The sequence below is a fragment of the Actinomadura syzygii genome, assembly GCF_008085905.1.
Taxonomy (GTDB): domain Bacteria; phylum Actinomycetota; class Actinomycetes; order Streptosporangiales; family Streptosporangiaceae; genus Spirillospora; species Spirillospora syzygii.
Window position 1 is genome coordinate 118,147 of record NZ_VSFF01000018.1, and the last position, 24,428, is coordinate 142,574.

Here is a 24,428-nt window from a genome sequence, read left to right on the forward strand (position 1 = left end):
CGGTGACCGCACCGCGCATCGGCGCCGTGATCTGGCCCATGCAGTCCTGGCCGGAGGCGGGGGAGACGTGGCGGCGAGCCGAGGAGCTCGGTTTCCGGCACGCCTGGGTCTACGACCACATCGCCTGGCGGGGCACGACGCCCTGGTACGACGCCTACACGACGCTGGCCGCGGCGGCGGCGGCCACCTCCCGGATCCGCCTCGGCACGCTGGTGACCTCGCCGAACTTCCGGCATCCCGTCCCGACCGCGCACGCGGTGAAGACGATCGACCACGTCTGCGGCGGGCGGCTGGACCTCGGGATCGGGGCGGGCGGGACGCGGCGCGCGTCCGACGCCGGGATACTCGGCGGGGACGACTGGACCCCGCGCGAGCGCGCCGACCGCTTCGCCGACTGGGTCGGGCTGCTCGACCGGCTGCTGCGGCAGCCGGAGACGACGTTCGAGGGGACGCACTACACGGCGCGGGAGGTCGTCCAGGAGCCGGGATGCGTGCAGCGGCCCCGCGTCCCGTTCGTGATCGCCGGGGACGGCCCGCGCGGCATGCGGCTCGCCGCCCGGCACGGTGCGGGCTGGGTGACCAGCCCGCACGGCGACGGCCGGGAGGCGTGGGACACCGTCCGCGCCCGGATGGACGCCTTCGACGCCGCCTGCGCCGAGGAGGGCCGCGAGGTGGCCGAGCGCGTCCTGCTGACCGGGTTCAGCGAGGAGCCGTGGCTCGACTCGACCGCCGCGTTCGACGACCTCGCGGGACGCTACGCGGAACTCGGCGTCACCGAGATCGTGCTGCACTGGCCGCGTCCCGGGTCCGCGTTCGACGCCGACATGAAGGTGTTCGAGGCGGTCGCCGCCGAGCACGGCGAGCACACCAGGCGCACCGGGGGCCGCTGATGCCGTTCGTGCTGCTCGCGTTCGCGATCGCGTTCGAGGTCACGGCCACGCTCGCGATGCGCGGCTCGGAGGGGTTCACCAAGCTCGGGCCTTCGCTGATCGTCGTGGTGGGGTACCTGACCTCGTTCGTGTTCATGGCGAAGGCGCTGACGTCGCTGAACGTCGGCCCGGTGTACGCGATCTGGTCCGCGCTCGGGACGATCGGCGCCTTCGTCGGCGGCGTCCTGCTGTACGACGAGCAGGTGAAGCCGCTGACGATCATCGGCGCGGCGATCATCGTGCTGGGCGTGATCGTGATGAACCTCGGCGGCGGCGTCCACCAGGGCTGACCGCCCCGGGTTCAGCCGAGCGGCTCGGCGAGGCTGGTGGTGCGCTGCTGCTCGAGCTGCCCGCCGATCAGCTCGGACGGCGTGCACCCCGACAGCGCGCGGAACTCGCGGTTGAGGTGCGCCTGGTCGTAGTAGCCGCAGGCGGCCGCGGCCTCGGCGAACCCGGCGCCGCCGGCGAGCCGTCCGACCGCGCGCTGGAACCGCAGGACCCGCGCCATAACCTTCGGCGGCAGCCCGGCCTGCTCCCGGAACCGGTCGGTCAGGTGCCTCCGGCTCCAGCCGACGTCGGCGGCGATGCGGGCGACCGGCACGGCGGGGTCGGCGTCCAGCATCCGCCACGCGCGGCCGACCTCCGGGTCGGGGGCGGGGCCGACCTCCAGGCGGCGGAGCAGGAACTCGTCGAGGACATCGAACCGCGCGCCCCAGGACGGCGTGTCGCCGAGCCGCTCCACCAGCGTGCCCGCGGCGCGTCCGAGCAGGTCGGGCAGTTCGACCGCGGCGTTCGTCAGCCGGGCCATCGGCAGGCCGAGCAGGGTGTACGCGCCGAGCGGGGTCACGTCGAGCTGGATGCCGCGCTGCCCGCCGGGACTGAGGTACATGCCGTGCCCGTCGTGCATCCCGGCGACGAACGACGTGTACGCGCGGCCGGGGACGCCCGGGTCGGGCACCGCCAGGTACAGCGGCGGCCCCAGATTGATGATCATCACGGTGGTGCGGGTGGGCAGGGTCCGCATCCGCGTCGGGACGACGTCGGTCTCCCAGTAGCCGTCGTAGGAGCGCAGCAACGGGCGCAGCGCCGGATGCGGGCGGCTCCGCGCGCGCAGCCACCCTCCCCGGTCGCTGACCTCGACGTTCCGGTCGCTCATACGCCCAGTCCTACCACGCGGGCAGGACAGCGCCGCAGCGCGCGGGGATTACTCGTACACCTGGCCGCACACGGCGATGCGGGACAGGTCGTCCCAGGTCATGCTGGTGATCGTGCGGACGTAGGAGCGGGCGGGCGGCTCGCCGGGGCCGGTCGGCAGCGGGACGCGGGCGCCGTCCGCCGCGTCCCAGCCGCCGAGGCTGCCCGCGACCGCGCACTCCAGGTACGTCGCCGGGTCGAAGTTGTACCAGCGGGCCGGGGTGGCGCGGGCGCCGGAGCCGGGCGGGCGCGGGGCGTCCACGCCGAACCGGGCCTGCGGGCCCGGCGGGGCGGCGATGAAGTCCTCCAGGTCGGCGACCTGGGAGAGCAGGACGCGCTCCCAGTCGGCGTAGCCGTCCGGCTCGGCGCCGGGGAGGGCGAGGTCCTTGCCGCTCCACGCCGGGTCGAAGTCGGCGGGCGGGGTCGTGGACGCGGCGGCGAACATGGCCGCGACGTCGTCCGGCTCCAGCTTCGGCTGGTCGCTCAGCGGGGCGCTGACCTTCCACAGCGACCGCAGGAACGCCGACAGCGACCAGGACGCGGCCCGCGCCTCCTGCCCGAGCTGCAGGAACACGAGGTACAGGTCGCGGTTGGTGCGGACGGCGGGCCCGGGCGGCCCCTCCACCCAGTACGTCTGCTCGTGCCGGGGGCCGCTCTCGATGACCAGGACCTGGGCGAGCGCGGAGATCCGTGAATCGTGCGTGGACATGTGGAACTTGTTGCCGTTGTCGTCCTGGCGAATGACGTCCCAGGTCTGCATCCGGCTCCTCCACGGTCGGCAGTGCGGTCCACGGCCCCCCGCCCAGAAAGTGTCCCATTCCAACGGCCGACCACCAGTAGTGGCCATGTCACTTTCCGGCCTCGAACTCGTGACCCTCTGTACAGGGCCTTTATGATCATCTCCCGCCCGCCGCCTTGACGCGAGCCCGCGCGGGGAGATGATCGCCTCATGCGATCACGTATCCCTGCGGCGCTGGCGCTCACCCTCGCGCTCGCCGCGTCCGGCGGGGCCACGGCCGCCGCCGCGCCCCGGCTCCCGGCCCGGACGTCCCCGCAAGGCCCGTCCGCCGCGGGGTTAGCCGACCCGCGCGCCTGCCCGGGGCAGCCCGGGTTCACCTGCTCGTTCCTGACCGTCCCGCTCGACCACCGCCGTCCCGGCGGCGCGGACACCCTGCGCCTCCAGGTGGCGACGGCCGACAACGCGGACGCGCCGAAGGGCGTCCTGCTGTTCCTGACCGGCGGGCCGGGGCAGCCGGGCGTCCCGTTCATCGGCCGCATCTCCGGGCGGATGCCCGAGGTGGCGAAGCAGTACCGGATCGTCATGATCGACCAGCGGGGGACGGGCGCGTCCGGCGCCATCGACTGCCCGAAGCTCCAGGCCCAGGTGGACGGCAGCGACATCAAGCCGCCCGCGCCGGACGCCGTCTCCGAGTGCGCCGGGGTCCTCGGGAACCGGCGGCACTACTTCACGACCGAGCAGACCGTCGGCGACCTCGACCTGCTGCGAAAGGCGCTCGGCGTCCGGACGATGGCCGTCGACGGCGTCTCCTACGGCACCATGACCGGCGCCTCGTACGCCGCCCGGTATCCGCGGAACGTGAGCAGGCTCGTCCTCGACTCGGTGCTGCCGCACGTCGACCCGCAGCGCGACGACATGCTTTACCTGACCGGGCTGCGCGCCACCGCGCGGGTCCTGCGGGGCGCCTGCGCCACCGCGCCCGCGTGCGGCTTCGACCCGGCGGACGACCTCGCCTGGCTCGCCCGCCACCGCACGGACGCCGTCCTCGTCTGGGACGCGCTGGTCACCTACGAGTTCTTCGACCCGACCTACCGAGACCCGAACGCGCTCCCGGACGGCGCGGGCGACATCGTCTCGGCCATCCACCAGGCGCGGCACGGGGACCCGGCGCGGCTCGACCGGCAGCTGCGGCTCCTCGACTCCTCCGGCGGCGACGCCGCCGAGTACAGCTCGGGCCTGCACCTCGCCACGATCTGCGGCGACGGGTACTTCCCGTGGGGGACGTCCGAGACGCGGCCGTCCGTCCGCGCGGCGGCGCTGGAGCGCGTCCGGCGGCATCTGCCCGCGCGCGCCACCTGGCCGTTCACCGCGGACACGGCGGTCGGCGGCGGGTTCGTCCAGGGGTGCCTGTACTGGCCGTGGGCGCGGCACACCGCCGAGCCGCGGCACGCGAAGCTGTCCGTCCCGGTGCTGCTGCTGAACGGCGACCGCGACCTCTCGACGCCGCTGGAATGGGCGCGGGAGGAACTCGGCCGCGCGCCGCTCGGCGAACTCGTCGTCGTGAAGGGCGCCGCGCACTCGATCCAGAACCGCGAACGCGGCACGGCGGGACGCGCGGCCGTCACCGAGTTCCTCCTCGGGTGACGGCTCCGTGCCTCCTCAGCTCTTCGGCTTCACCAGGCAGACCAGCTTGTCGAAGCGGCGCTCGTCCTGGAACCCGGCCTCGCGCAGCAGCGCGCGGCCCCGGTGGTCGCGGCGGTACGCGCACGCCACGTCCACGCCGGTGCGGTCGAGCGCCGCGCGGACCTCGGCCGCGTCCGGCTTCGGCCCCCACCGGCGGCGGACGGCCTCGGTCAGCAGCCGCCGGTCCTCGATGAACCGCGGCGGGACCGGCAGCATGCCGAGGTAGTGGTCGTTCGGGTCGACCGCGTGCGTGCGGGTGGTGAGCAGCGGCACCACCCGCATGTACGTGGACGGCATCAGCACGAGCCCGCCGTCGCCCGCGAGCGCGATCGCACGCCGGGCGGGGCCGAGCGTCCCTTCCGGCACCTTCCAGGACGGGCGCGACTCCACGACGGAATGGCTCTCCTCCGACCACAGCGGGGCGCCGCCGACGATCAGCGCGGTCGCGAGCGCCGCCGCCGGGACGCCCGCCGCGAGGACGCGCGCGGACCCCGGCAGCCCGGCGGGCACGGCCGTCCCGGGCAGGCGCACCGACGCGAGCAGCCCGACCAGCGCGGGCGCGGGGACGAGCCACATCGTCCGCCACAGCACCTGCCCGGCGCCGGACGCGTCCGCCGCCGCCTCCAGCAGTCCGGGGACGATCAGCACCGACAGGCCCGCCGCCGTCCCGGCGCAGACCAGCGCGGGGACGCCGCGCCGGGCCGTCCAGGGCGACAGCCACAGCGCGCACCCGCCGAGCACGCCGAGCGTCGCCTCCAGCAGGACCCAGCGGAAGCTCTCGGGGGCGTCGTGGACCGCCCCGACGACGGTCGTCTCGCCGTGCAGGAACTTCACCGCCAGCCCGGACCCGATCGGGTACGCCAGCGCGACGCAGGCGGCGAGACCGGTCCGGACGCGCCCGGAGGCGACGAGCGGGACGGCCGCCGCGAGCACCACCAGCGGCGTGATGAACGCGGCCGACGAGGTGAGCCCGACCGCCGAGATCCCGGCGGCGGCGAGGAGCGCGAGGTCGCCGCGGGACCGCCGCTCGGCCCACCGGGTCAGGTAGCAGAACGTCAGCGGGATCAGCGCCGACACCAGCACGGCCTTGCCCTGCCACATGCGCAGCAGGTGGAACGACCCGAGCGACGCGGCGCTCGTCCCGCTCCAGAGCAGGTAGACGGCGCCGATCGCGAAGCAGAGGGTGGCGCGGCGCGGCGCCCACGTCCGGACGAGCCGCCACAGCGCCCACACCGCGCCGAACGTCACGACGGGCAGCAGCACGTACCACACGAACGACGAGGCGGGGACGCCGAGCAGCCGCGCGAGCGCCCCGGCGAGGACCTCGATCGACGCGACCGGCGGCTCGCCCGCGATCTCGTCCGCCGTGCCGGGGGTGAAGATGACGTCCCGGAGCGGGATCTCGCCGGTCGCGGCGGCGGCCACCGAGCGGGAGACGAAGTAGGCGTCGTCGCCGTCGGTGTTCACGATGAACAGGGACGCGATGGCGAACCCGGCGCCGGTGAGCAGCGCGAGCGGCGTCCCCCACCGGGTCTCGTCGGCCTCCGGCTCGTCGGCCTCCGGCTCGTCGCGGCCGCCCGCGTCGCCCGGGTTCGGCTGCCCGGGGCGGCGGAGGAGCAGGTAGGCGGCGGACGCGGCGGCGCTGACGAGCCCGGGTATCCACGCGCACCACCACGGGACGCCGGACGGGTGCAGGCCCGCGCACGTCCCCGCCGCGATCCCCGCCACCACGGCGACCGCGGCCAGCACGCGCGGGGGAGGGACGAACCGGGAGCGCCACGCGCGGGGGCGGTCCGGCCACAGGACGGCGGCCCACCAGCCGCGCCGCGTCCCGTACACCGCCGCGACGGCGGCCGCGGCCACCGCCCATACCAGGAGCAGCACCGACGTGGACGGCTTGAACAGCAGTCCGAGGTGGTAAACGACGGTCCACGCCGCGAACAGGAGCACCGCGGCGTCGACGGCGCCGTCCACGAACCGTGTGGTCCGCGTGTCCCCGGCCCGGCCGGGCCCGCTCCTGCCCGTGGTGCGCTCCAGCAACTGGATCACCTGGTCCCCCTGCGCGTGACTGTGCCCCGCGGTGAACGAGCACCGCATTCGTGTGCGCGCTGCCGACAACTCTGCCCGGCGGGGGAGACCGAGAGTGCTCGGACGGCGATTTGCCCTTATTGATCTTGTTATCTGTACGACGCCGGGACCTCGTCCCGAGTTGACATCTTCCCGCCACCTATGGAGTGGCGTGGCACGGGCCCCCGTTACCGGAAGATCGCCGATCGTCCGCGATCGCGACGGATTTGCTGCGGTTTGCCCGATGTGCATGTTCTGATTGAGGCGCCACGGAACCGCGCGCCCCCCGCGCGGCGGGCGTGCTCGATGGGATGTGATGCGCGGTGCGCCATGCGATCGGCTTCGTCCTCGGCGTCCTGCTGACACCCGGGATCCTGTACGGCGCGGCCTGGGGCTATGTCCAGGCGGGGCAGTCCTTCGACGGCACCGGGCAGGAGATCACCGACCGCACCCGGATCTACGGGGCGTTCGCCCTGCTCGCGGCGGTCGGCCTGGTGATGGGCGTGATCATCGTGGCGCGCTGGGCGTCGCCGCTGGTGTCGCTCGTCCCGGCGCTGGCCCTGCTCGGCCTCACCGCCTGGTTCCTGATCGACCCGGGCAACGCCCTCGACCTGCCGGGCCGGGTCCCGCCGTCCGGCGACATGGACTTCGGGCTCCGCATGCTGCTCGGCTCCGGCGTGTTCGGGATGATGGGGCTCGCGCTGCTCATGCCGGCGTGGGCGCCCCGCCGCTGGATTTCGGGACACGGCGAGGACGCCGCCGACATGAACTTCTACTCGGCGGCCGGCCGCTGACGGCGGGCCGCCGACCGTCCGGCTACTTCGCCCCGGCCGCGAACCGCGTCGTGTAGGTCCGGGACAGGTCGATCTCGTCCTTCTTCTCGCCCACCTCGGGGGAGAACTGCGCCAGCACCTTCAGGACGTTCTCCGCCGCCTCCGGCTTCATCACGCCGTCCCCGTTGAACATGCTGATCGAGTCGCCGACCGCCTTCTCGTACAGCTTCGGGTCGCCGCCCGCGTAGTCCGCGGGCATCTTCGCCGCGATCTCCGCGGGCTTGTGCTGCTTGATCCAGCGCAGCGTCTTCACGAAGGCGTTGGCGAGCTTCTGCACCGCCGCGCCGTGCGACTCCACGTAGGCGCAGTCCATGTAGAGGGAGCTGGACGGGTACAGCCCGCCGAGCGCCTTCCGCGTCCCCTCCTCGGTGCGCATCTCGACCAGGACCTTGGCCTTGCCGGTGCCGACCAGCTTCGCGATCGTCGGGTCGGTCGTCATCCCGGCGTCGATGCCGCCGTTGTCCATGGTGGAGATGAACGTCTGGCCCGCGCCCGCCTTGACCGTCGTGTAGTCGGACGTCTTCACCCCGTTCCGCACGGCGAGCGCCCGCGTCAGGAAGTCGGTGGACGATCCCGGGCTCGTGACGCCGAGCTTCTTCCCCTTGAACCCGGCGGGCGACGTCAGCGAACCCGCCTTCTTCTCGGCGACCATCTCGGCCTCGCCGGGGACGTCCGCCATCTGCACGACGCTCTGCACGCACTTGCCCTTGGTCTGCAGGTGGATGGCGTGGTCGTAGAACCCGACGACGCCCTGCACGTCCCCGGAGATGAGGACGTTCTCCGCCTGCGCCCCGGCGGGCTCGGTGAGCAACTGGACGTCGAGCCCCTGCTCCTCGAAGTACCCGAGCCGCTCGGTGAGCTTGGCGGGCAGGTAGATGACCTTGTCGATGCCGCCGACCATGATCTTGACGCGGCCGGACGTCCCGTCGCCCCCGCCGCCGGACCGGGAGTCCCGGCAGGACGCGAGCGGCAGCGCCAGGACGGTGACGGCGGCGAGCGCGGCGGCGCCCGCCCGGACGGAGGTTCTCGGCATGGCTGTGTTCCGCATTGGAGGTGCTCCTCGGGTGTCGGGCGTCAGATCTGGACGTCGTGGCCGGCCGCCGCGGGGCGCCAGCGCAGCAGCCGCCCCTCCAGCAGCGTGAGCAGCCATTCGGCGAGCAGCGCCAGCACCGTGATGATGATCATCCCGGCGTAGATCCCGGCCGCGTCGAAGGTGCCCTGGGAGTGGTTGATGAGCAGGCCGAGGCCCTTGTCGGCGCCGGTGTACTCGCCGACGATCGCGCCGATGATCGCGAACCCGAACGCCGAGTGCAGCGAGGCGAGGATCCAGGACGTGGCGGACGGCACGACGATCGTCCAGAGGACCTGGAGCCGTCCCGCGCCGAGGATCCGCGCGTTGTTCACGAGGTTCCGGTCCACCTCGCGGGCGCCCTGGAAGGCGTTGAAGAACACCGCGAAGAACACCAGCACGAACGCCGTCGCGATCTTGGACTGCATGCCGAGCCCGAACCAGATGATGAACAGCGACGCCAGGATGATGCGCGGGATCGCGTTGACGGCCTTGATGAACGGGGCGCACACGTCCGACAGGAAGCGGCCGCGGCCGAGCAGGACCCCGAGCACCACGCCGCCCGCCGCGCCGAGCGCGAACCCGGCGACCGCCTCCTGGAGGGTGTAGGAGATCTGCTCCCAGATCGAGCCCTGCGAGGTGCCGTCGGTGAACCACCCGGCCAGCCGGTCCCAGATCTTGGACGGCATCGAGTAGTAGAACGGGTCGATCCAGTGCCGGGCCGACACCTCCCACGACACGAGCCACGCCGCGACCAGCGCGGCCCGCACCCCGTGCACGCCGAGCGTCCGGCGCAGCGCGATGTCACGCCGCATCTCCGGCCCCCCTCTCGCGGGTGATCTGGACCTCGTCGCGCAGCGAGTCCCACACCTCGCGGTAGACGTCGAGGAACTCGCCGGTCAGCCGGATCTCCTCGGCGTCCCGCGGCCGGTCGAGCGGCACCGCGAACACGCTCTTGACCGTCGCGGGCCCGGCCGTCATCACCACGACCCGGTCGGCGAGGACGAGCGCCTCCTCCAGGTCGTGCGTCACGAACACGACGGCCGCGCCGGATCCGGACCACAGGCGGAGCAGCTCGTCCTGCATGAGGCCGCGGGTCTGGACGTCGAGCGCGGAGAACGGCTCGTCCATGAGCATCACGGACGGCTCGTTGACGAGCGTCTGCGCGAGCGCCGCGCGCTTGCGCATGCCGCCCGACAGCTGGTGCGGGTAGTAACTCTCGAACCCGGTGAGGCCGACCCGCGCGACCCAGCCGCGGGCGCGCTCGCGGGCGTCCCGCCGGGACGCGCCCCGGTAGCGGGGACCGGCGGCCACGTTGTCCAGGACGGTCCGCCACGGCATCACGGCGTCGTTCTGGAACATGTAGCCGACGCCGTCGGGGATGCCGTCCACCTCGCGGCCGTGGACGAGGACCCGCCCCTCGGACGCGGGCTCCAGGCCGGAGACGAGGGACAGCGTCGTCGACTTGCCGCAGCCGGTGGGCCCGACCAGGGCGACGAACTCGCCGGGCCCGACGCTCAGGTGCAGGTCCCGGACGGCGGTGTGGACGCCGCCCGCCGACCGGAAGCGCTTGGTGGCGCCGTCCAGCTCGATGACGGGCCCGGCGCCCGGTTCGGAGGGCGGCGGCTGGGATGGGGGTGATTGGGATGGGGGTGGCTTGGTCACGGCGGCACCGTACGAACGCGGCCCGGACGGCCGGAACCCTTGCCCGCGATGTGCTCGCAAGCCGCGAATCCCCACGTTGCGCGCGTTCTCCGGACTTCTGCGCGTTCTGCTCGCCGGGGGCTGGGCGACCGGGTCGCCATGGTTTACGGTGGCTCGTCATGGCGGTCCGGACCCGCATCCCGTTCGCCCGGCAAGTCCTGATCATGCAGGTGGGCGTGGTCGTCGTGGTGGCCTGCCTCGGCTACGGGCTGGTCGCGTGGATGCTCGACGGACGGCTCCGCGACCAGTACGGCCAGCGGGCGCTGACGGTCGCGCGCTCGGTGGCCGCCGACCCCGCCGTCGCCGACGCGGTCGCGGCGGGCGATCCGGAGGGCGCCGTCCAGCCGCGCGCCGAACGGGTCCGCGCCCGCACCGGGGCGCTGTTCGTCGTGGTGACCGACGACCGGGGCATCCGGCTCTCGCACCCGAACCCCGACCGGCTCGGACGGCGGGTGAGCACCGACCCGTCCGACGCGCTCGCGGGGCGGGAGGTCGTCCGGGTGGAGCGCGGCACCCTCGGGCTGTCCGCGCGCGGCAAGGTCCCGCTGTACGGGCGGGACGGCCGGATCCTCGGCGAGGTCAGCGTCGGGTTCGACGCCCGCGCGATCGACGCCGAACTCGGCCGCGTGCTGCGCGAGATGACGGTGTTCGTCGCCGGGGCCGTGCTGCTCGGCGTGCTGGCGTCGGTCGCGATCGGACGCCGGCTGAAGCGGCAGACGCTCGGCCTCGAACCGTACGAGCTGGTCGAGCTGGTCCACGAGCGGGAGGCGGTGCTGCACGGCGTCGGGGAGGGCGTCGTCGCCGTCGACACGCGGGGCCGGACCGCGGTGTGCAACGACGAGGCGTCCCGGCTGCTCGGCGTCGCGCCGGAGCGCGGCGCGCCGGCGGGCGACCTCGCCCCGGCGGGGACGCTCCGGGACGTCCTGACCGGCGCGCGGGAGGCGTCCAACCTGTTCGTCACGGCGGGCGAGCGGGTCCTCGTGGTGAACCGGCGCGAGGTCCGCCGGGACCGCCGCGACCTCGGCGCGGTCGTCACCCTGCGCGACCGCACCGACCTGGAGACGCTCGCCCGCGAGCTGGACTCGGTCAGGATCCTGTTCGACGCGCTCCGCGCGCAGCGCCACGAGTACGCCAACCGGCTGCACACCCTGTCCGGGCTCCTCCAGCTCGGGCACGGCGAGGAGGCCGCCGAGTACATCGGCGCCCTGATGGAGGACGCCTCGCGCCGCGCGCCCGCGCCGGAGAACCTCCCCGACCCGGTGTCGGACCCGTACCTGCGGGCGTTCCTGTCCGCGAAGGCGGCGGTCGCGGCGGAGAAGGGCGTCCGGCTGGACGTCGGGGCGGGCAGCTACGTCCCCGGCCGCGTCGCCGACCCGCTGGACGTGACGACCGTCGTCGGCAACCTCGTCGACAACGCGGTGGAGGCCGCGCGGCTCGGCCGCCGCAGGCCCGCCCGCGTCGAGGTCGAGCTGCTCGGCGACGGCCGCGACCTGCACGTCACCGTCGCGGACTCCGGCGACGGCCTCCCCGAGGACCTGCGCGACGCCGCCTTCGACGACGGCGTCTCCACCCGCGACGCCGCGCCCGGACGGCCCCGCGGCCTCGGGCTCGGCATCGCCCGCCGCACCGCCCGCGCCCGCGGCGGCGACGTCGCCTTCGTCGACGCGGACCGCCCCGCAGCAGGCGGCTGCGGCGCGGTCGCCGTGGCCCGGCTCCCCGATGTCCTCGGCGCGGAGGCGGCGCGATGACCGCGGCGAAGCGTGGATCTTCGGGCCCCCGACCCGGGGGTCCGGGGGACGTCCCCCGGAAAGGCAGGGCCCTGTGATCAGCGTGCTCGTGGTGGACGACGACTTCCGCGCGGCGCAGGTGCACGCCGGGTTCGTCGCGGGGCTGCGCGGATTCGCCGTCGCGGGGCTCGCGCACACCGCCGCGCAGGCCAGGGCGATGGCCGCCGGGCTGCGGCCCGCGCTCGTCCTGCTGGACGTCTACCTGCCGGACGAGTCCGGCCTCACCCTGCTGCCCGACCTCGACGCGGACGTGATCATGGCGACGGCGGCGGCCGACCCCGGCGCCGTCCGGGCCGCGCTGCGGGGCGGCGCCCTGCACTACCTGATCAAGCCGTTCACCGCCGCCGCGCTGGGCGAGCGGCTCGCCGCCTACGCCCGCTACCGGGACGCGCTGGGCGGCGAGGCCGAGGTGTCCCAGGCCGCGCTGGACGGCGCCGTCCGCGCCCTGTACGCGCCGCTGCGCGGCCAGCCGCCCCCGCCGAAGGGCCAGTCGCCGGTGACCGCCCGGCTCGTCGGCGACGCGCTGCGGCGCGCGGACGCGCCCCGCTCCGCCGCCGAGATCGCCGACCAGGTCGGCGTGTCCCGCGCCACCGCGCAGCGCTACCTCGCCGCGCTCGCCCAGGCCGGGCGCGTCGTCGTCACGCTCCGCTACGGCGCGACGGGACGCCCCGAGCACCAGTACTCGTGGTCGCCCCGGTAGAGCCCGGCGAGCACGTCCTCGATGCCGGGCTCGCGCAGCGAGAAGTCGCGGACGTCGTGGCCGCGCGCCAGCTCCGCGACGACCGCCGCCGCGTTCGCCGAGCGCGGCAGCCGCAGCCACTGCCGGGGGCCCTCCACCCGGACGTTCTCGATGCCATCCAGGGTGATCGGCGCGGCGGGGCTGGCCAACTCGACGACCAGGACCCGGTCGGCGGGGACGGTGCGGCGCAGCTCGTCCAGGCCGCCGTCGTAGGCGAGCCGGCCGCGATCGATGATCATGACGCGGCGGCAGAGCCGCTCGATGTCGCCGAGGTCGTGCGTGGTCAGCAGGATCGTGGTGCCGCGCTCGGCGTTGACGCGGGCCAGGAAGTCCCGGACGGTCGCCTTGCTGACCACGTCGAGGCCGATCGTCGGCTCGTCCAGGACGAGCAGCTCCGGGTCGTGCAGCAGCGCGGCGGCGAGGTCGCCGCGCATCCGCTGGCCGAGGCTGAGCTGCCGGACCGGCGTGTCGAGGAACGGCTCCAGCTCCAGCAGCGCGGTCAGCTCGGCGAGCCGGGCCCGGTGCGCGCCCGACTCGACCCGGTACAGCCGCCGGACGAGCGTCAGGCTGTCGCGCAGCGGCAGGTCCCACCACAGCGTGGTGCGCTGCCCGAACACCACGCCGATCCGGCGGGCGAGGGACGTCCGCCGCCGGGACGGGTCGAGCCCGCACACCCGCAGCGTCCCGGCCGTCGCGGTGAGGATCCCGGTCAGCATCTTGATCGTGGTCGACTTCCCAGCGCCGTTCGGGCCGAGGTAGCCGACGAACTCGCCCGGCTCGACGGCGAACGACACGCCGTCCACCGCGCGGAGCGGCGTGCGCGCCCGCCGCAGGAGGCCGGACCGCGTCCGGACGGTGAACGCCTTGACGACGTCCACGGCCTCGATCATCGCCACCGGCATCAGCTCCCCGTCGATCGGTAGTGCCGCAGCCCCGCCCGCCACGCCAGCGCCGCCGCCGCGCACAGCACGGCGGCGACCAGCGGGGACGCGAACCGCGCCGCGTCCGGCAGCCCGAGCGGGTCGGGCCGGTCCAGGACGTACAGCGCGGGCTGCCAGTTCACGAACGCGAGCGGCACGACGAACGTGACGCCGCGGACGAGGTCGCGCCCGAACACCGTCATCGGGTACTGGCTGAGGAACGCCCCGCCGTAGGTCAGCGACTTCGCGGCCCCGTGGAACTCCAGCAGGACGAACTGCACCGCCGCCGTCAGCACCCAGAGCCCTCCGAAGATCGCCGTTCCGGACAGCACCATGACGGGGATCATCGCGACGCGGCCCGGCGTCCACGGCGCGTCCACCCGCGTCAGCGCGAACGCCAGCACCAGCACCGCCGGGACGAGCTTGCCGAACCGGCGCGGCGAGAACTCCTCCGTCGCGAGCTGGACGAGCGGGCTCACCGGTCGCACCAGGATCGCGTCGAGGGACCCCTCCCGGACGTGGAACCCGAGCCGCTCCGTCGTGCCGAGGGCGACGTCGGAGATCCCGAACGACAGCGCGGACGTCCCGTACAGGAACAGCACCTCCGATGCGTCGAACCCGCCGATCCGCGGCGCGCGGGAGAACAGCAGCGCGATCGCGGCGGCGTCGAGCCCGGTGACGATGGCGGTGGCGAGGCTGAGCAGCACCATCGACACCGGGTACTGGGCGGCGGCGCGGACCCACGTCCAGACGAGCAGCCCGTACATCCGCAGGGCGTCGACGAGGGCGCGGGGCACCGAGGCGGCGCCCTGCGCGTGTACCGGCTCAGCCACCGTGCACCACCAGCTTCCGGCGCGCCGCCCGCGTCGCGAGCGCGCCCGCGCCGAGCAGCACCGCCGCCCACCCGGCCTGGAAGCCGAGCGCCCCGGCGAGGCCGAGGCCGGTGTGGCGGCCGAGGAACACGTCCGCTGGGACCTGGATCTGCGCCGCCCACGGCAGCGACCGCGCGACCGTGCCGAGCGCGCCGGGGAACACGACCAGCGGCAGGATCATCCCGGAGAAGAACAGCGACATGACCAGCGTGACGGCGTTCAGGCCCCGGTCGTCGTGCAGCCAGAACATGCCCATCGCCACGAGGTAGCGCATCCCGAAGCCGACCGCGACGGCAAGCGGCACGGCGACCGCGAACGCGGCGAGGTTCAGCGCCCCCGGCCAGCGGAACGGGAAGAACAGGGACCCGGCGATCAGCGGCGGGCCCGCGCGCAGCAGCAGCGACGCGGACGCGCGGCCGAGGTCCTCGGCGAGCCACCAGCCCTGCATCCCGACGGGGCGGTACAGGTCGATCGCCACGTCGCCGTTGCGGATGCGCTCGGCGAGGTCGAGGCCGCCGAAGATCTGCACGGGGCCGATCAGCGCCTGGGTGATGAAGCAGAAGGTGATCGCGTCGGCGACCGCGTACCCGCCGAGCGACGGGCGCACCTCCCACAGCGCGATCAACACGTACGCGCGCATGAACCCGAAGACGGTGTTGGTGCCCGCCTCGGTGAGGGAGCCCAGGGGATACGAGGAGTGACGGCGTAAGCCGTACCACCACACCCAGGGAAGGACGCCCACTTGCCGGGACCCTAAAGAACGGAGCCGTGATCCACCAGGTAATTTCACACATACGCGACACCGTCCCGGCGCGGCGCGCATTTCCCCGACACGGAAACGGGCCCCGGACGGTGTGTCCGGGACCCGATTCACTGTTGTGGCCAGGTGGCTGCCGCTAGGAGATCGCGGGCTTGATGGGGGAGTACAGCCAGTCCTTGAAGAACCCGCTGAGGTCCTGCCCGGAGACCTTCTGGGCCAGCGCCGTGAACTGCGCCGTCTCGGCGTTGCCGTACTTGTGCTGCGCGTACCAGGTGCGCAGGAGGGTGAGGAACTTCTCGTCCCCGATCCGCTCGCGCAGGAACTGGAGCGCCATGGCGCCGCCGCTGTAGACGCGGTCGTTGAACATGGTGTCGCGCTGCGGGTCGGCGGTCAGCACGGACCAGTACGGGCGTCCGGCCGCGTCCGGGAAGGGCCGGGCGGCGTAGGTGGCGCGGGCCGAGTCGGCGGCGGAGCGGCCGCCGTGGGTCTCGGTCCAGTACCAGGCGGCCCAGCTCGCGAAGCTCTCGTTCAGCCAGACGTCCTTCCACTGCTGCGGCGAGACGGCGTCGCCGAACCACTGGTGCGCCAGCTCGTGGACGATCGTCCCGGTGCTGCGCACCGCGGAGTACACCGGCTTGCTCTGCGTCTCCAGGGAGAAGCCGAGCGGCTGCCCGTTGAAGCGGGCGTCGTCGGCGATCGCCCCGGTGCTCGCGAACGCGTACTTGCCGAACGTCTTCGACCAGGTGTCGGTGACGTCGCTGGTGGTGTTGTAGAAGAAGTCCACCGCGTCCGGCTGGTTGGCGAGCAGGACGGGGTCGACGGCGGTGTAGTTGGGCACGCCGCCCGGCGTGCGGCCGCTCTTCACGTCCCACTTGCCGATGTCGATGGTGGTGAGGTAGCTGGCCATCGGGCTGTCCTCGTGCCACCGGAAGACCTCGGCGCCGATCTTCGCGGAGCGGCGGCTGAACGACGCGGTCGCGCCGCGGTGCTCGGAGAGCCGTCCGTTGGCCACCGCCGTCAGGCCCTTCGGGACCGTCAGCGTGTAGTCGTAGGTCGCCTTGTCGCTCGGGTGGTCGTTGACCGGGAACCACGTGCTGGCGCCGTTCGGCTCGCCGCCGACGAACGCGCCGTCCGGCGTGTGCAGGAACCCGTACGGGGAGCCGAACACGATGGGGGAGCCGACGATGGTCTGCGGCACGCCGCCGTACTTCACGACCGTCGTGAAGGTCGAGCCCTTCTTCAGGCCCTTGCGCGGCGTGATGATCAGTTCCTGGCCGCGGCGCGTGTAGTCGGCGCGGCGGTGGTCGACCGAGACGCGCTCGACGTCCATTCCGGAGAGGTCCAGGTCGAACCGCGACAGGTTCTGCGTCGCCCGCGCGGTGAGGGTCACCGTGCCGTCGAGCTGGTCGTAGTCCGGGTCGTACTGGAGGTCGAGCGAGTAGTGCCGGGCGTCGTAGCCGCCGTTGCCCTCCAGGGGGAAATAGGGGTCGCCGACACCGGCGGCGCCAGGGGTGAAGCGCCCGTTGTCCCCGTGCCCTGCGGCGGACGCGGGGACCGCGAGCGCGACGACGCTCACGGCGGCGACGGCGAGTGGCAGCATCCGGCCGGGGGTCGCCCGGGACCGAATGAACCGAGGGTGACGCGCCATCGGAGATCCTCTCCCTTGAAAGATCACTAGCGCGCTCACGATGCGCCCGCGCGTCTCATGCTGTCGAGATCACGGCCGGATGTGGCCGAAACCCGGGATCCGGACGTACCCGGGCGGCCCTACGGCGACGCCAGAAGGCCCCCGCGGGTGTAGGAACGCGGGGGCCCTCTGCGTCGGGACGAGCCGGGGGAGGTCGCTCAGCGGAGCGGGACCGGCCCTGACGGCTCAGGGAACTCGTGGATCAGTCGTAGCCTGCGGGTTAGTGGAACTGGCCCTCCTCGGTGGAGCCCTTCAGCGCCGTGGTGGACGAGTCCGGGCTGATCGCGGTGCTGACCAGGTCGAAGTAGCCGGTGCCGGCCTCGCGCTGGTGCTTGACCGCGGTGAAGCCCTTCTCGGCCGCCGCGAACTCGCGCTCCTGGAGGTCGACGTAGGCGGTCATGCCCTCGCGGGCGTAGCCGTGGGCCAGGTCGAACATGCCGTAGTTGAGCGCGTGGAACCCGGCCAGCGTGATGAACTGGAACTTGTAGCCCATGTGGCCGAGCTCGCGCTGGAACTTCGCGATGGTCGCGTCGTCCAGGTGCGCCTTCCAGTTGAAGGACGGCGAGCAGTTGTAGGCGAGCATCTGGTCCGGGTACTCGGCCTTGACCGCCTCGGCGAACTTGCGGGCCTGCTCCAGGTCCGGGGTGCCGGTCTCCATCCAGATGAGGTCGGAGTAGGGCGCGTACGCCTTGGCGCGGGCGATGCAGGGCTCGATGCCGTTCCGCACGTGGTAGAACCCCTCCGCGGTGCGCTCGCCGGTGGTGAACTCGCGGTCGCGCTCGTCGACGTCCGTCGTGATCAGGGTCGCGGCCTCGGCGTCGGTCCGCGCGATGATCAGGGACGGCACGCCGGCGACGTCGGCGGCGAGGCGCGCGGTGTTCAGCGTCTTGACGTGCTGCGAGGTCGGGATGAGGACCTTGCCGCCGAGGTGGCCGCACTTCTTCTCGGAGGCGAGCTGGTCCTCCCAGTGCACGCCCGCGGCGCCCGCGGCGATCATGCCCTTCATCAGCTCGAAGGCGTTCAGCACGCCGCCGAACCCGGCCTCGGCGTCGGCCACGATGGGGGCGAGGAAGTGCGTGTCGCCCTCGTCTCCCCGCCCGCCGGACTCGGCCCACTGCACCTGGTCGGCGCGCAGCAGCGCGTTGTTGATGCGGCGGACCACGGCCGGGACCGAGTTCGCCGGGTAGATGCTCTGGTCGGGATAGGTCTGGCCCGCGAGGTTGGCGTCCGCCGCGACCTGCCAGCCGGAGAGGTAGATGGCCTTGAGCCCGGCCTTCACCTGCTGGACGGCCTGGAGTCCGGTGAGCGCGCCGAGCGCGTGGACGTAGTCCTCCTCGTGCAGCAGCGTCCAGAGCCGCTCGGCGCCGAGGCGCGCGAGCGTGTGCTCCTCCTGGACGGACCCGCGGATCCGCACGACGTCCTCCGCCGTGTAGGTCCGCTCGATGCCGTTCCAGCGGGAGTCGGCCTCCCATTGCCGCCGCAGCTCGTCGGCTGCGCCCTTGAGGCGACTGTCAGTCATCGTGTTGCCCTTCCGTGTCGTCCCCTGGGTGCTTGGCCTCGACTATGCCCCGGACGCGACCCCCTGATGAACCAGTGAGTAACAGAAGAACTGCGAAATTTCCGCTACTATGAAGCCGTGACGACCTTGCGGACAGAAGAACCCCTCAACTTGACGAGTGACGTAGATCTCGTCACCTTCGGGCAGCGGCTTCGCCACCTCCGGCGCGGCCGCGGGCTGACGCTGTCGGAGCTCGGCGAGCGGGTCGGGCGGGCGCCGTCCCAGCTCTCCCTGCTGGAGAACGGGCGCCGCGAGCCGAAGCTGTCGCTGCTGCAGGCCCTCGCCACCGCGCTGGAGTGCCCGATCGAGGAGCTGCTGCGCCGGCAGCCGCCGAGCCGCCGCGCCCAGCTGGAGATCCAGTTGGAGGAGGCGCAGCGCGACCCGCTCTACCGGACGCTCGGTCTCTCCCATCTCAAGGTCGGCAAGCGGATGCCGAACGAGGTCATCGAGCACATCCTCGCCCTCTACGGCGAGCTGAAACGCAGCCGCACGAAGCCGACCGCGAGCCCCGAGGAGGCCCGCAAGGCGAACGCGGAGCTGCGCCGCCAGATGCACGAGCGCGGCAACCACTTCCCGGAGATCGAGCGGATCGCGTCCCAGACCCTCGACTCGGTCGGGTACCGGCGCGGCGCCGTCTCGCAGGGCCTGCTGATGACGCTCGTCGGGCACTTCGGGTTCAGCCTCCAGTACGTGCAGGACCTGCCGCGCTCCGTCCGGTCCGTGACGGACCTGCGCAACCGGCGGATCTACCTGGAGCGCGAGCAGCTCGGCATGCACACCCCGCGGACGATCCTGCTGCAGACCCTCGGGCACATCGCGCTCGACCACGACCAGCCCCGCGACTTCGCCGACTTCCTGCGGCAGCGCGTCGAGGCGAACTACTTCGGCGCCGCGATCCTGATGCCGGAGCGGAGCGTCGTCCCGTACCTGGAGGAGGCCAAGGCCGCGCGCGAGCTGTCCGTCGAGGACCTCGCGGACGTCTTCTCCGTCTCCTACGAGATGGCCGGGCACCGCTTCACCAACATGGCGACGCACCACCTCGGCCTGCAGCTCCACTTCACCAAGAACGACGAGAACGGCACCATCTACAAGGCGTACGCCAACGACGGCCTGAACTTCCCGCAGGACGAGGACGGCGCGATCGAGGGCCAGCGGATGTGCCGCGAGTGGGCCGGGCGCCACGTCTTCGGCGCCGCCGACCGCTTCTCCGTCTACTACCAGTACACCGACACCCCGAAGGGGACGTACTGGTGCCTCTCCCACATCGACCCCAGCCACGAGCGCGACTTTGCGATCACGCTGGGCGTCCGGTTCGAGGACTCGCGCTGGTTCCGCGGCCGGGAGACGACCCGGCGGCGCCGGTCGTCCTGCCCGGACGGCGACTGCTGCCAGCGCCCGCCGAAGGAGCTGTCGGACCGCTGGGAGGGCATGGCCTGGCCGTCCGCCCGCGCGCACTCGCACGTGCTGTCCGTCCTGCCGCCGGGGGCGTTCCCGGGCGTGGACGAGTCGGACGTCTACGAGTTCCTCGACCGGCACGCCGCCGAGTGACCGGACCCGCCGGGCCGCCGCGCGGGACGCCCGGCCGTGGGTGAATGATCTGGGAGTGTCCGGCGTTCCAGTACAAAGGGCCCGCCGGGACATCCGGCCCGGACGCCCGCCCGGAAGCTCGCAGGGAAGCTCGCACGGAGGGAGAGCGCGTGCTGCCTGAGGTCGCCGCATGGTCGGCCCGCCGCACCAGCACGGCGGAGGACTGGCCGCCGCGGCCGCTGCTCGCCGCCAAGGGCGACGCCCGGATCAGCGTCGTCCTGCCCGCGCGGGACGAGGAGGCCACGGTCGGCGCGATCGTCGCCGCGATCCGGACCGACCTGGTCGAGCGGATCCCGCTGGTCGACGAGATCGTCGTGGTCGACTCCCGCTCCGCCGACCGGACCGCCGCCGTGGCCGCCGCCGCGGGCGCCGACGTGGTCGCGCAGGACTCCGTCCTGCCCGGCCGGGGCCGCATGTCCGGCAAGGGCGAGGCGCTGTGGAAGTCGCTCGCCGCGACGTCCGGCGACCTGATCGTCTTCATCGACGCCGACCTGCGCGAGTTCAGCTCGTCCTACGTGACGGGGCTGCTCGGGCCGCTGCTGACCGACCCGTCCGTCGGGTACGTCAAGGGCTGCTACGACCGTCCGCTGGTGGACGGCGAACGGCGCGTCGAGGGCGGCGGCGGGCGCGTCACCGAGCTCGTCGCCCGCCCCCTGATCAACCTGCACTGGCCGCGGCTCGCCGGGGTGATGCAGCCGCTCGGCGGCGAGTACGCCGGGCGCCGCGCCCTGCTGGAGCGGCTCCCGTTCGTCACCGGCTACGGCGTCGAGCTCGGCCTGCTGCTGGACGTCTACCAGGACTCCGGCCTCGACGCGATCGCGCAGGTCGACCTCGGCCGCCGCGTCCACGCGCACCAGTCGACGGAGGCGCTCGGCGCGATGTCCGGGCAGATCATGCTGACCGCCTGGTCGCGGCTGGAGCGGCACGGCCGGATGATGCCGCTCGAAGCCCCCGCCACGGCGCTCACCCGCTTCCGCCGCGGCCCGGACGGGTATGACGCCGCGACGACCGACGTCGCCGTGGGGGAGCGCCCGCCGATGATCGAGGTCCCGGAGTACGCCGCCGCGCGCTCGATCTCGCCCGGCCGCCGCTGACGCCGCCGTGCGCCCACTGTGTCACCACTCGTGACCGCGATCGGTGCTACCGTTGGTAACACGGATATTGGAGGAAGGGTCGAATAGCCATGACGAGCGCCGAACCGACGCCGTTCTCGCTTGAGCCGAGCGAGGACGTCCGCGAGGTCAGGGACTGGGTCCACGAGTTCGCCAGGGACGTCATCCGCCCCGCCGCGCAGGAGTGGGACGAACGCGAGGAGACCCCCTGGCCGCTGATCCAGGAGGCGTCCAAGGTCGGCATCTACTCCCTCGACTTCTTCGCCACCCAGTGGCTGGAGCCGACCGGGCTCGGCATCCCCGTCGCGTTCGAGGAGCTGTTCTGGGGCGACGCCGGGATCGGGCTGTCCATCGTCGGGACCGGTCTCGCCGCCGCGTCCGTCGCCGCCGTCGGGACCGACGAGCAGATCGCCGAGTGGGTGCCGCAGATGTTCGGCACCCCCGACGACGTCCGCCTCGGCGCGTTCTGCGCCTCCGAACCCGACGCGGGCAGCGACGTCGGCGCGATCCGCACCCGCGCCGTCTACGACGAGGCCAAGGACGAGTGGGTCCTGAACGGCACCAAGACGTGGGCGACGAACGGCGGGATCGCGTCCGTTCACATCGTCGTAGCGTCCGTCCACCCTGACCTCGGGAGCCGCGGGCAGGGGAGCTTCATCGTCCCGCCGAACACCCCGGGCCTGCGGCAGGGGCAGAAGTTCAAGAAGCACGGGATCCGCGCGTCCCACACGGCCGAGGTCGTCCTGGACGACGTGCGCGTCCCCGGCGGCAACATCATCGGCGGCAAGGACAGGTTCGACGAGCGGATCGCGCGGGCCCGGGAGGGCAAGAGCTCCAAGGGCCAGGCCGCCCTGAAGACGTTCGAGGCGACCCGCCCGTCCGTCGGCGCGATGGCCCTCGGCATCGGCCGCGCCGCCTACGACTACGCCCTCCGGTACGCCCGCGAGCGCGAGCAGTTCGGCCGCAAGATCGGCGACTTCCAGGCCGTCGCGTTCAAGCTCGCGGACATGAAGTGCCGCCTGGACGCCGCCCGCCTCATGGTCTGGCGCGCCGCCTGGATGGCCCGCACCGGCAAGGACTTCGCCAACGCCGAAGGCTCCATGGCCAAGCTCATGGCGAGCGAGATGGCCGTCAACGTCACCGAAGAGGCCATCCAGATCCTCGGCGGCAACGGCTACACCCGCGACTACCCGGTGGAACGCATGCACCGCGACGCCAAGATCTTCACCATCTTCGAGGGCACCTCAGAAATCCAACGCCTGGTCATCGCCCGAACCCTGACCGGCCTCCCCGTCCGATAGCAGGCGACCAGGGCGAATACCGGATCGGTCGGTCGAGCATCCGGCGGCGTCACGGGCGCAGGAGCCTCCCTCCCGGGCATCCGGGCGCCGATTCCTCGCCTATTGGGAGCCGATTGGGAGCCGATCATGGACGGTTCTCAGGCTGCTCGCGCGGTGAGCAACTCGCCCAGAATCCGCACCGGAGACCGCGGCGAGAGGGCGAGCCGCTGGCGCATCAGCGGGGAGCCGTGGGCGTAGGTGCCGCCGATGCCGGGCATGGAGTGGCCGAGCCGGTCATGGGTCAGCACGGCTGGGGTGCCGAGATCGTCCAGCCACACCCGGTCGGAGTGGCGGAGCTCGTGCGGGGTGAGGCCGTTTCGGATCAGCAGCCACGACGCCAACTGGCCGCGCACGGTCGGGGGCGCCGTTGGAGCGGCCCGGCCGCGGTTGCCCAGCCGGGACCAGCGCGGTGACGGCCTGCGGCCAGGGGTGTCCCTCGGCGTAGGTGGCATGCAGATGGTAGGCGCCGCGTTCGTTGAGGAACACGAACCTGTCACCGCCGCAGCGACCGCTCTGGCATCGACACGGTGCCAAAGCACCGGGAAGAGCGCCGTCGTCATCAACGCTAAGGCGAAGAGGACCGGCGAGCTTGATGACGCAGGCGACCAGGTCATCTGGTCGGGCGGAGGCGGCACCGAGACGATCACCGTCAGCGAGAGCGGCGACACCATCGACATCGACGGCAAGCAGTACCCCGCAATGGACGAGAAGGAAGCCATGGACGGGTACAAGCACATGTGCGGTCAGAATTGAAGAGGCATCGCCCATGCAGGCAGAGTCGCCCGAGCTGCTCCGATTCCAAGATCATCGGCTGCCTGCCTCGGATGACGGGCTTCGACGGCACGACCTTTCGTGCCTTTCCTCCTTGTCTGGACATTGTTTGCAAAACCCCAGGTCAGCGGGCGTGTGCGCATGGAACGCATCGAATGGGGCACATGGTCGCCCGTGCGCAGTGGAAAAGGAGCGGAACATGGGGCTGCTGCAGCGTTTCCGGCGACGGCGAACGGGACAGCGGGCCGCGACGCGGCCAGTACGAGCGCGGCGCCGTGTGCCGACCTTCCGTGAGATGCAGGCGAAGATGCGGACCGAGCGCGCCGAAGCCAGGCTCATGGCGACCGAGGCGAAGATCCATCATGAGGCGGAGCAGCACCGACGCGGCGGTCGCCATATCCAATGAGGGACGCGCCCAAGGCGAACAAGAGCGGGCCAGCGTTTCGGGCTTGTCGGCTACGAAGCCGCGGATGCCAGGCAGAAGGAGGAGAGCGCATGGGTCTGTTGAAGAAGCTGAAGAACAGTACGCAACGTGCCAAGGGGCGCGCCAAGGAGAGGGCGGGCCGCGAGTCACGCGATCCGTATTTGGAGGCCGAGGGCCGCAAGGATCGTGTCGCGGGCGGGGTCAAGCAGGTCGGCGAGAAGGCCAAGGACACGGCCCGAGAGATCCGGCGCACCGGCGAGCGGTAACGTTCGTCATTGGGCGTCGGTGGGGGAATTCCCTCGTCCCCCGCTAAGGGATAGCGATGTCGCGGCGTCGGAAGCCGACCAGCCCGATCGCGATCGGTAGCACGTGGAGTTCACCAGCCAGGAGTTGGGGTAGGCGGCCGAAGGGAGAGGTCGGCCGTCCTGCCCGGCTATTGGAGCAGTCCGCCCAGCATGCCGACGGCGAGGACGTACACGAGCACCGCCCAGGCGAGCGAGATGGCCCTGGGCGAGCCGGTAGAGGGCGATCACCAGAGCCGCGACGATCCACATGGCCGGAATGTAGACCAAGGCTGCGCCCGAGCGGAGCCGCTGGACGCAAGCGCCCGACCTGGACATCGACCACATGGTCCCGCTGGCGCAGGCGTGGCG

Annotated in this window: 24 protein-coding genes; 12 read left to right on the forward strand and 12 right to left on the reverse strand. The window is 72.7% G+C overall.

From position 1 onward, the window contains the following. Positions 1-2: 2 nt before the first annotated feature. Together FXF65_RS40025 and FXF65_RS40030 are read left to right on the forward strand one after the other, a co-directional pair. Positions 3-890, forward strand: coding sequence for an LLM class flavin-dependent oxidoreductase (locus FXF65_RS40025; RefSeq protein WP_222868993.1), 888 nt, complete (start codon positions 3-5; stop codon positions 888-890). Further along, entirely contained in the window at positions 890-1,219 is a 330-nt protein-coding gene (locus FXF65_RS40030; protein WP_148355697.1) for a DMT family transporter, read from the forward strand. The genes FXF65_RS40025 and FXF65_RS40030 overlap by 1 nt, the downstream gene beginning before the upstream one ends. 11 nt (positions 1,220-1,230) lie before the next feature. Here FXF65_RS40030 and FXF65_RS40035 read toward each other — a convergent pair whose 3' ends face one another. Next, positions 1,231-2,085 (reverse strand): helix-turn-helix domain-containing protein, encoded by an 855-nt coding sequence (locus FXF65_RS40035; RefSeq protein WP_148355698.1) that lies wholly within the window; start codon positions 2,083-2,085, stop codon positions 1,231-1,233. A 48-nt stretch (positions 2,086-2,133) separates the two neighbouring features. Next, entirely contained in the window at positions 2,134-2,883 is a 750-nt protein-coding gene (locus tag FXF65_RS40040) for a hypothetical protein (RefSeq protein WP_148355699.1), read from the reverse strand. 189 nt (positions 2,884-3,072) lie between these two features. Here FXF65_RS40040 and FXF65_RS40045 point away from each other — a divergent pair, with 189 nt between their 5' ends. Further along, on the forward strand, positions 3,073-4,506 hold the full coding sequence (locus tag FXF65_RS40045; protein ID WP_148355700.1) for an alpha/beta fold hydrolase: 1,434 nt from the start codon (positions 3,073-3,075) through the stop codon (positions 4,504-4,506). A gap of 15 nt (positions 4,507-4,521) precedes the next feature. Here FXF65_RS40045 and FXF65_RS40050 read toward each other — a convergent pair whose 3' ends face one another. Beyond that, on the reverse strand, positions 4,522-6,594 hold the full coding sequence (locus FXF65_RS40050; RefSeq protein ID WP_148355701.1) for a DUF6077 domain-containing protein: 2,073 nt from the start codon (positions 6,592-6,594) through the stop codon (positions 4,522-4,524). A 341-nt stretch (positions 6,595-6,935) separates the two neighbouring features. Here FXF65_RS40050 and FXF65_RS40055 point away from each other — a divergent pair, with 341 nt between their 5' ends. Continuing rightward, positions 6,936-7,406 carry a hypothetical protein gene (locus tag FXF65_RS40055; RefSeq protein WP_148355702.1) on the forward strand — a complete coding sequence of 157 codons (471 nt, stop codon included), beginning with the start codon at positions 6,936-6,938 and terminating at the stop codon, positions 7,404-7,406. A 22-nt stretch (positions 7,407-7,428) separates the two neighbouring features. Here FXF65_RS40055 and FXF65_RS40060 read toward each other — a convergent pair whose 3' ends face one another. From FXF65_RS40060 to FXF65_RS40070, 3 genes are read right to left on the reverse strand one after another with little or no spacing between them, the layout of a single operon-like run. Beyond that, positions 7,429-8,493, reverse strand: coding sequence for an ABC transporter substrate-binding protein (locus FXF65_RS40060; protein ID WP_222868994.1), 1,065 nt, complete (start codon positions 8,491-8,493; stop codon positions 7,429-7,431). A gap of 26 nt (positions 8,494-8,519) precedes the next feature. Further along, positions 8,520-9,329 (reverse strand): ABC transporter permease, encoded by an 810-nt coding sequence (locus tag FXF65_RS40065; protein ID WP_148355703.1) that lies wholly within the window; start codon positions 9,327-9,329, stop codon positions 8,520-8,522. After that, positions 9,319-10,179, reverse strand: a complete 861-nt coding sequence (locus FXF65_RS40070; RefSeq protein ID WP_148355704.1) for an ABC transporter ATP-binding protein — start codon at positions 10,177-10,179, stop codon at positions 9,319-9,321. Before FXF65_RS40070 ends, FXF65_RS40065 begins: the two co-directional genes overlap by 11 nt. Before the next feature lie 158 nt (positions 10,180-10,337). Between FXF65_RS40070 and FXF65_RS40075 the strand changes: the two genes are divergently transcribed. Then, complete coding sequence (locus tag FXF65_RS40075; protein ID WP_222868995.1) at positions 10,338-11,966, forward strand: sensor histidine kinase; 1,629 nt, start codon at positions 10,338-10,340, stop codon at positions 11,964-11,966. 73 nt (positions 11,967-12,039) lie between these two features. After that, positions 12,040-12,705: a response regulator gene (locus FXF65_RS40080; protein ID WP_148355705.1), complete on the forward strand. Its 666-nt coding sequence runs from the start codon at positions 12,040-12,042 to the stop codon at positions 12,703-12,705. Here the strand turns inward: FXF65_RS40080 and FXF65_RS40085 are convergent. From FXF65_RS40085 to aceA, 5 genes are all read right to left on the reverse strand, one after another. Further along, the gene (locus FXF65_RS40085) at positions 12,654-13,634 is read right to left on the reverse strand and encodes an ABC transporter ATP-binding protein (RefSeq protein WP_148355769.1); all 981 of its coding nucleotides are present in this window, start codon (positions 13,632-13,634) and stop codon (positions 12,654-12,656) included. The two genes, FXF65_RS40080 and FXF65_RS40085, sit on opposite strands and share 52 nt — an antisense overlap. An 11-nt stretch (positions 13,635-13,645) precedes the next feature. Next, positions 13,646-14,431 carry an ABC transporter permease gene (locus FXF65_RS40090; RefSeq protein ID WP_148355771.1) on the reverse strand — a complete coding sequence of 262 codons (786 nt, stop codon included), beginning with the start codon at positions 14,429-14,431 and terminating at the stop codon, positions 13,646-13,648. Positions 14,432-14,489: 58 nt separating this feature from the next. Continuing rightward, entirely contained in the window at positions 14,490-15,278 is a 789-nt protein-coding gene (locus FXF65_RS40095) for an ABC transporter permease (RefSeq protein WP_148355706.1), read from the reverse strand. A 154-nt stretch (positions 15,279-15,432) separates the two neighbouring features. Next, entirely contained in the window at positions 15,433-16,896 is a 1,464-nt protein-coding gene (locus FXF65_RS40100; RefSeq protein ID WP_148355707.1) for a M1 family metallopeptidase, read from the reverse strand. A 307-nt stretch (positions 16,897-17,203) separates the two neighbouring features. After that, positions 17,204-18,502 carry an isocitrate lyase gene (gene aceA / locus FXF65_RS40105; RefSeq protein ID WP_148355708.1) on the reverse strand — a complete coding sequence of 433 codons (1,299 nt, stop codon included), beginning with the start codon at positions 18,500-18,502 and terminating at the stop codon, positions 17,204-17,206. A gap of 150 nt (positions 18,503-18,652) precedes the next feature. Here aceA and FXF65_RS40110 point away from each other — a divergent pair, with 150 nt between their 5' ends. From FXF65_RS40110 to FXF65_RS40120, 3 genes are all read left to right on the forward strand, one after another. Further along, the gene (locus FXF65_RS40110; RefSeq protein ID WP_148355709.1) at positions 18,653-20,089 is read left to right on the forward strand and encodes an XRE family transcriptional regulator; all 1,437 of its coding nucleotides are present in this window, start codon (positions 18,653-18,655) and stop codon (positions 20,087-20,089) included. 149 nt (positions 20,090-20,238) lie between these two features. Then, positions 20,239-21,222 (forward strand): glucosyl-3-phosphoglycerate synthase, encoded by a 984-nt coding sequence (locus FXF65_RS40115; protein WP_222868996.1) that lies wholly within the window; start codon positions 20,239-20,241, stop codon positions 21,220-21,222. 89 nt (positions 21,223-21,311) lie between these two features. After that, positions 21,312-22,541, forward strand: a complete 1,230-nt coding sequence (locus tag FXF65_RS40120; protein WP_148355711.1) for an acyl-CoA dehydrogenase family protein — start codon at positions 21,312-21,314, stop codon at positions 22,539-22,541. Positions 22,542-22,678: 137 nt separating this feature from the next. On the opposite strand, the gene FXF65_RS40125 is transcribed toward FXF65_RS40120, so the two are convergent. Continuing rightward, on the reverse strand, positions 22,679-22,933 hold the full coding sequence (locus FXF65_RS40125) for a hypothetical protein (RefSeq protein WP_148355712.1): 255 nt from the start codon (positions 22,931-22,933) through the stop codon (positions 22,679-22,681). A gap of 97 nt (positions 22,934-23,030) precedes the next feature. On the opposite strand from FXF65_RS40125, the gene FXF65_RS40130 reads away from it, so the two are divergent. From FXF65_RS40130 to FXF65_RS40140, 3 genes are all read left to right on the forward strand, one after another. Beyond that, on the forward strand, positions 23,031-23,333 hold the full coding sequence (locus FXF65_RS40130; protein ID WP_148355713.1) for a hypothetical protein: 303 nt from the start codon (positions 23,031-23,033) through the stop codon (positions 23,331-23,333). Between the two features lie 217 nt (positions 23,334-23,550). After that, entirely contained in the window at positions 23,551-23,757 is a 207-nt protein-coding gene (locus FXF65_RS40135) for a hypothetical protein (RefSeq protein ID WP_148355714.1), read from the forward strand. Positions 23,758-23,846: 89 nt separating this feature from the next. Then, a complete protein-coding gene (locus FXF65_RS40140; RefSeq protein ID WP_148349686.1) occupies positions 23,847-24,041 on the forward strand; it encodes a CsbD family protein in 195 nt (64 codons plus the stop codon). Positions 24,042-24,428 lie beyond the last annotated feature (387 nt).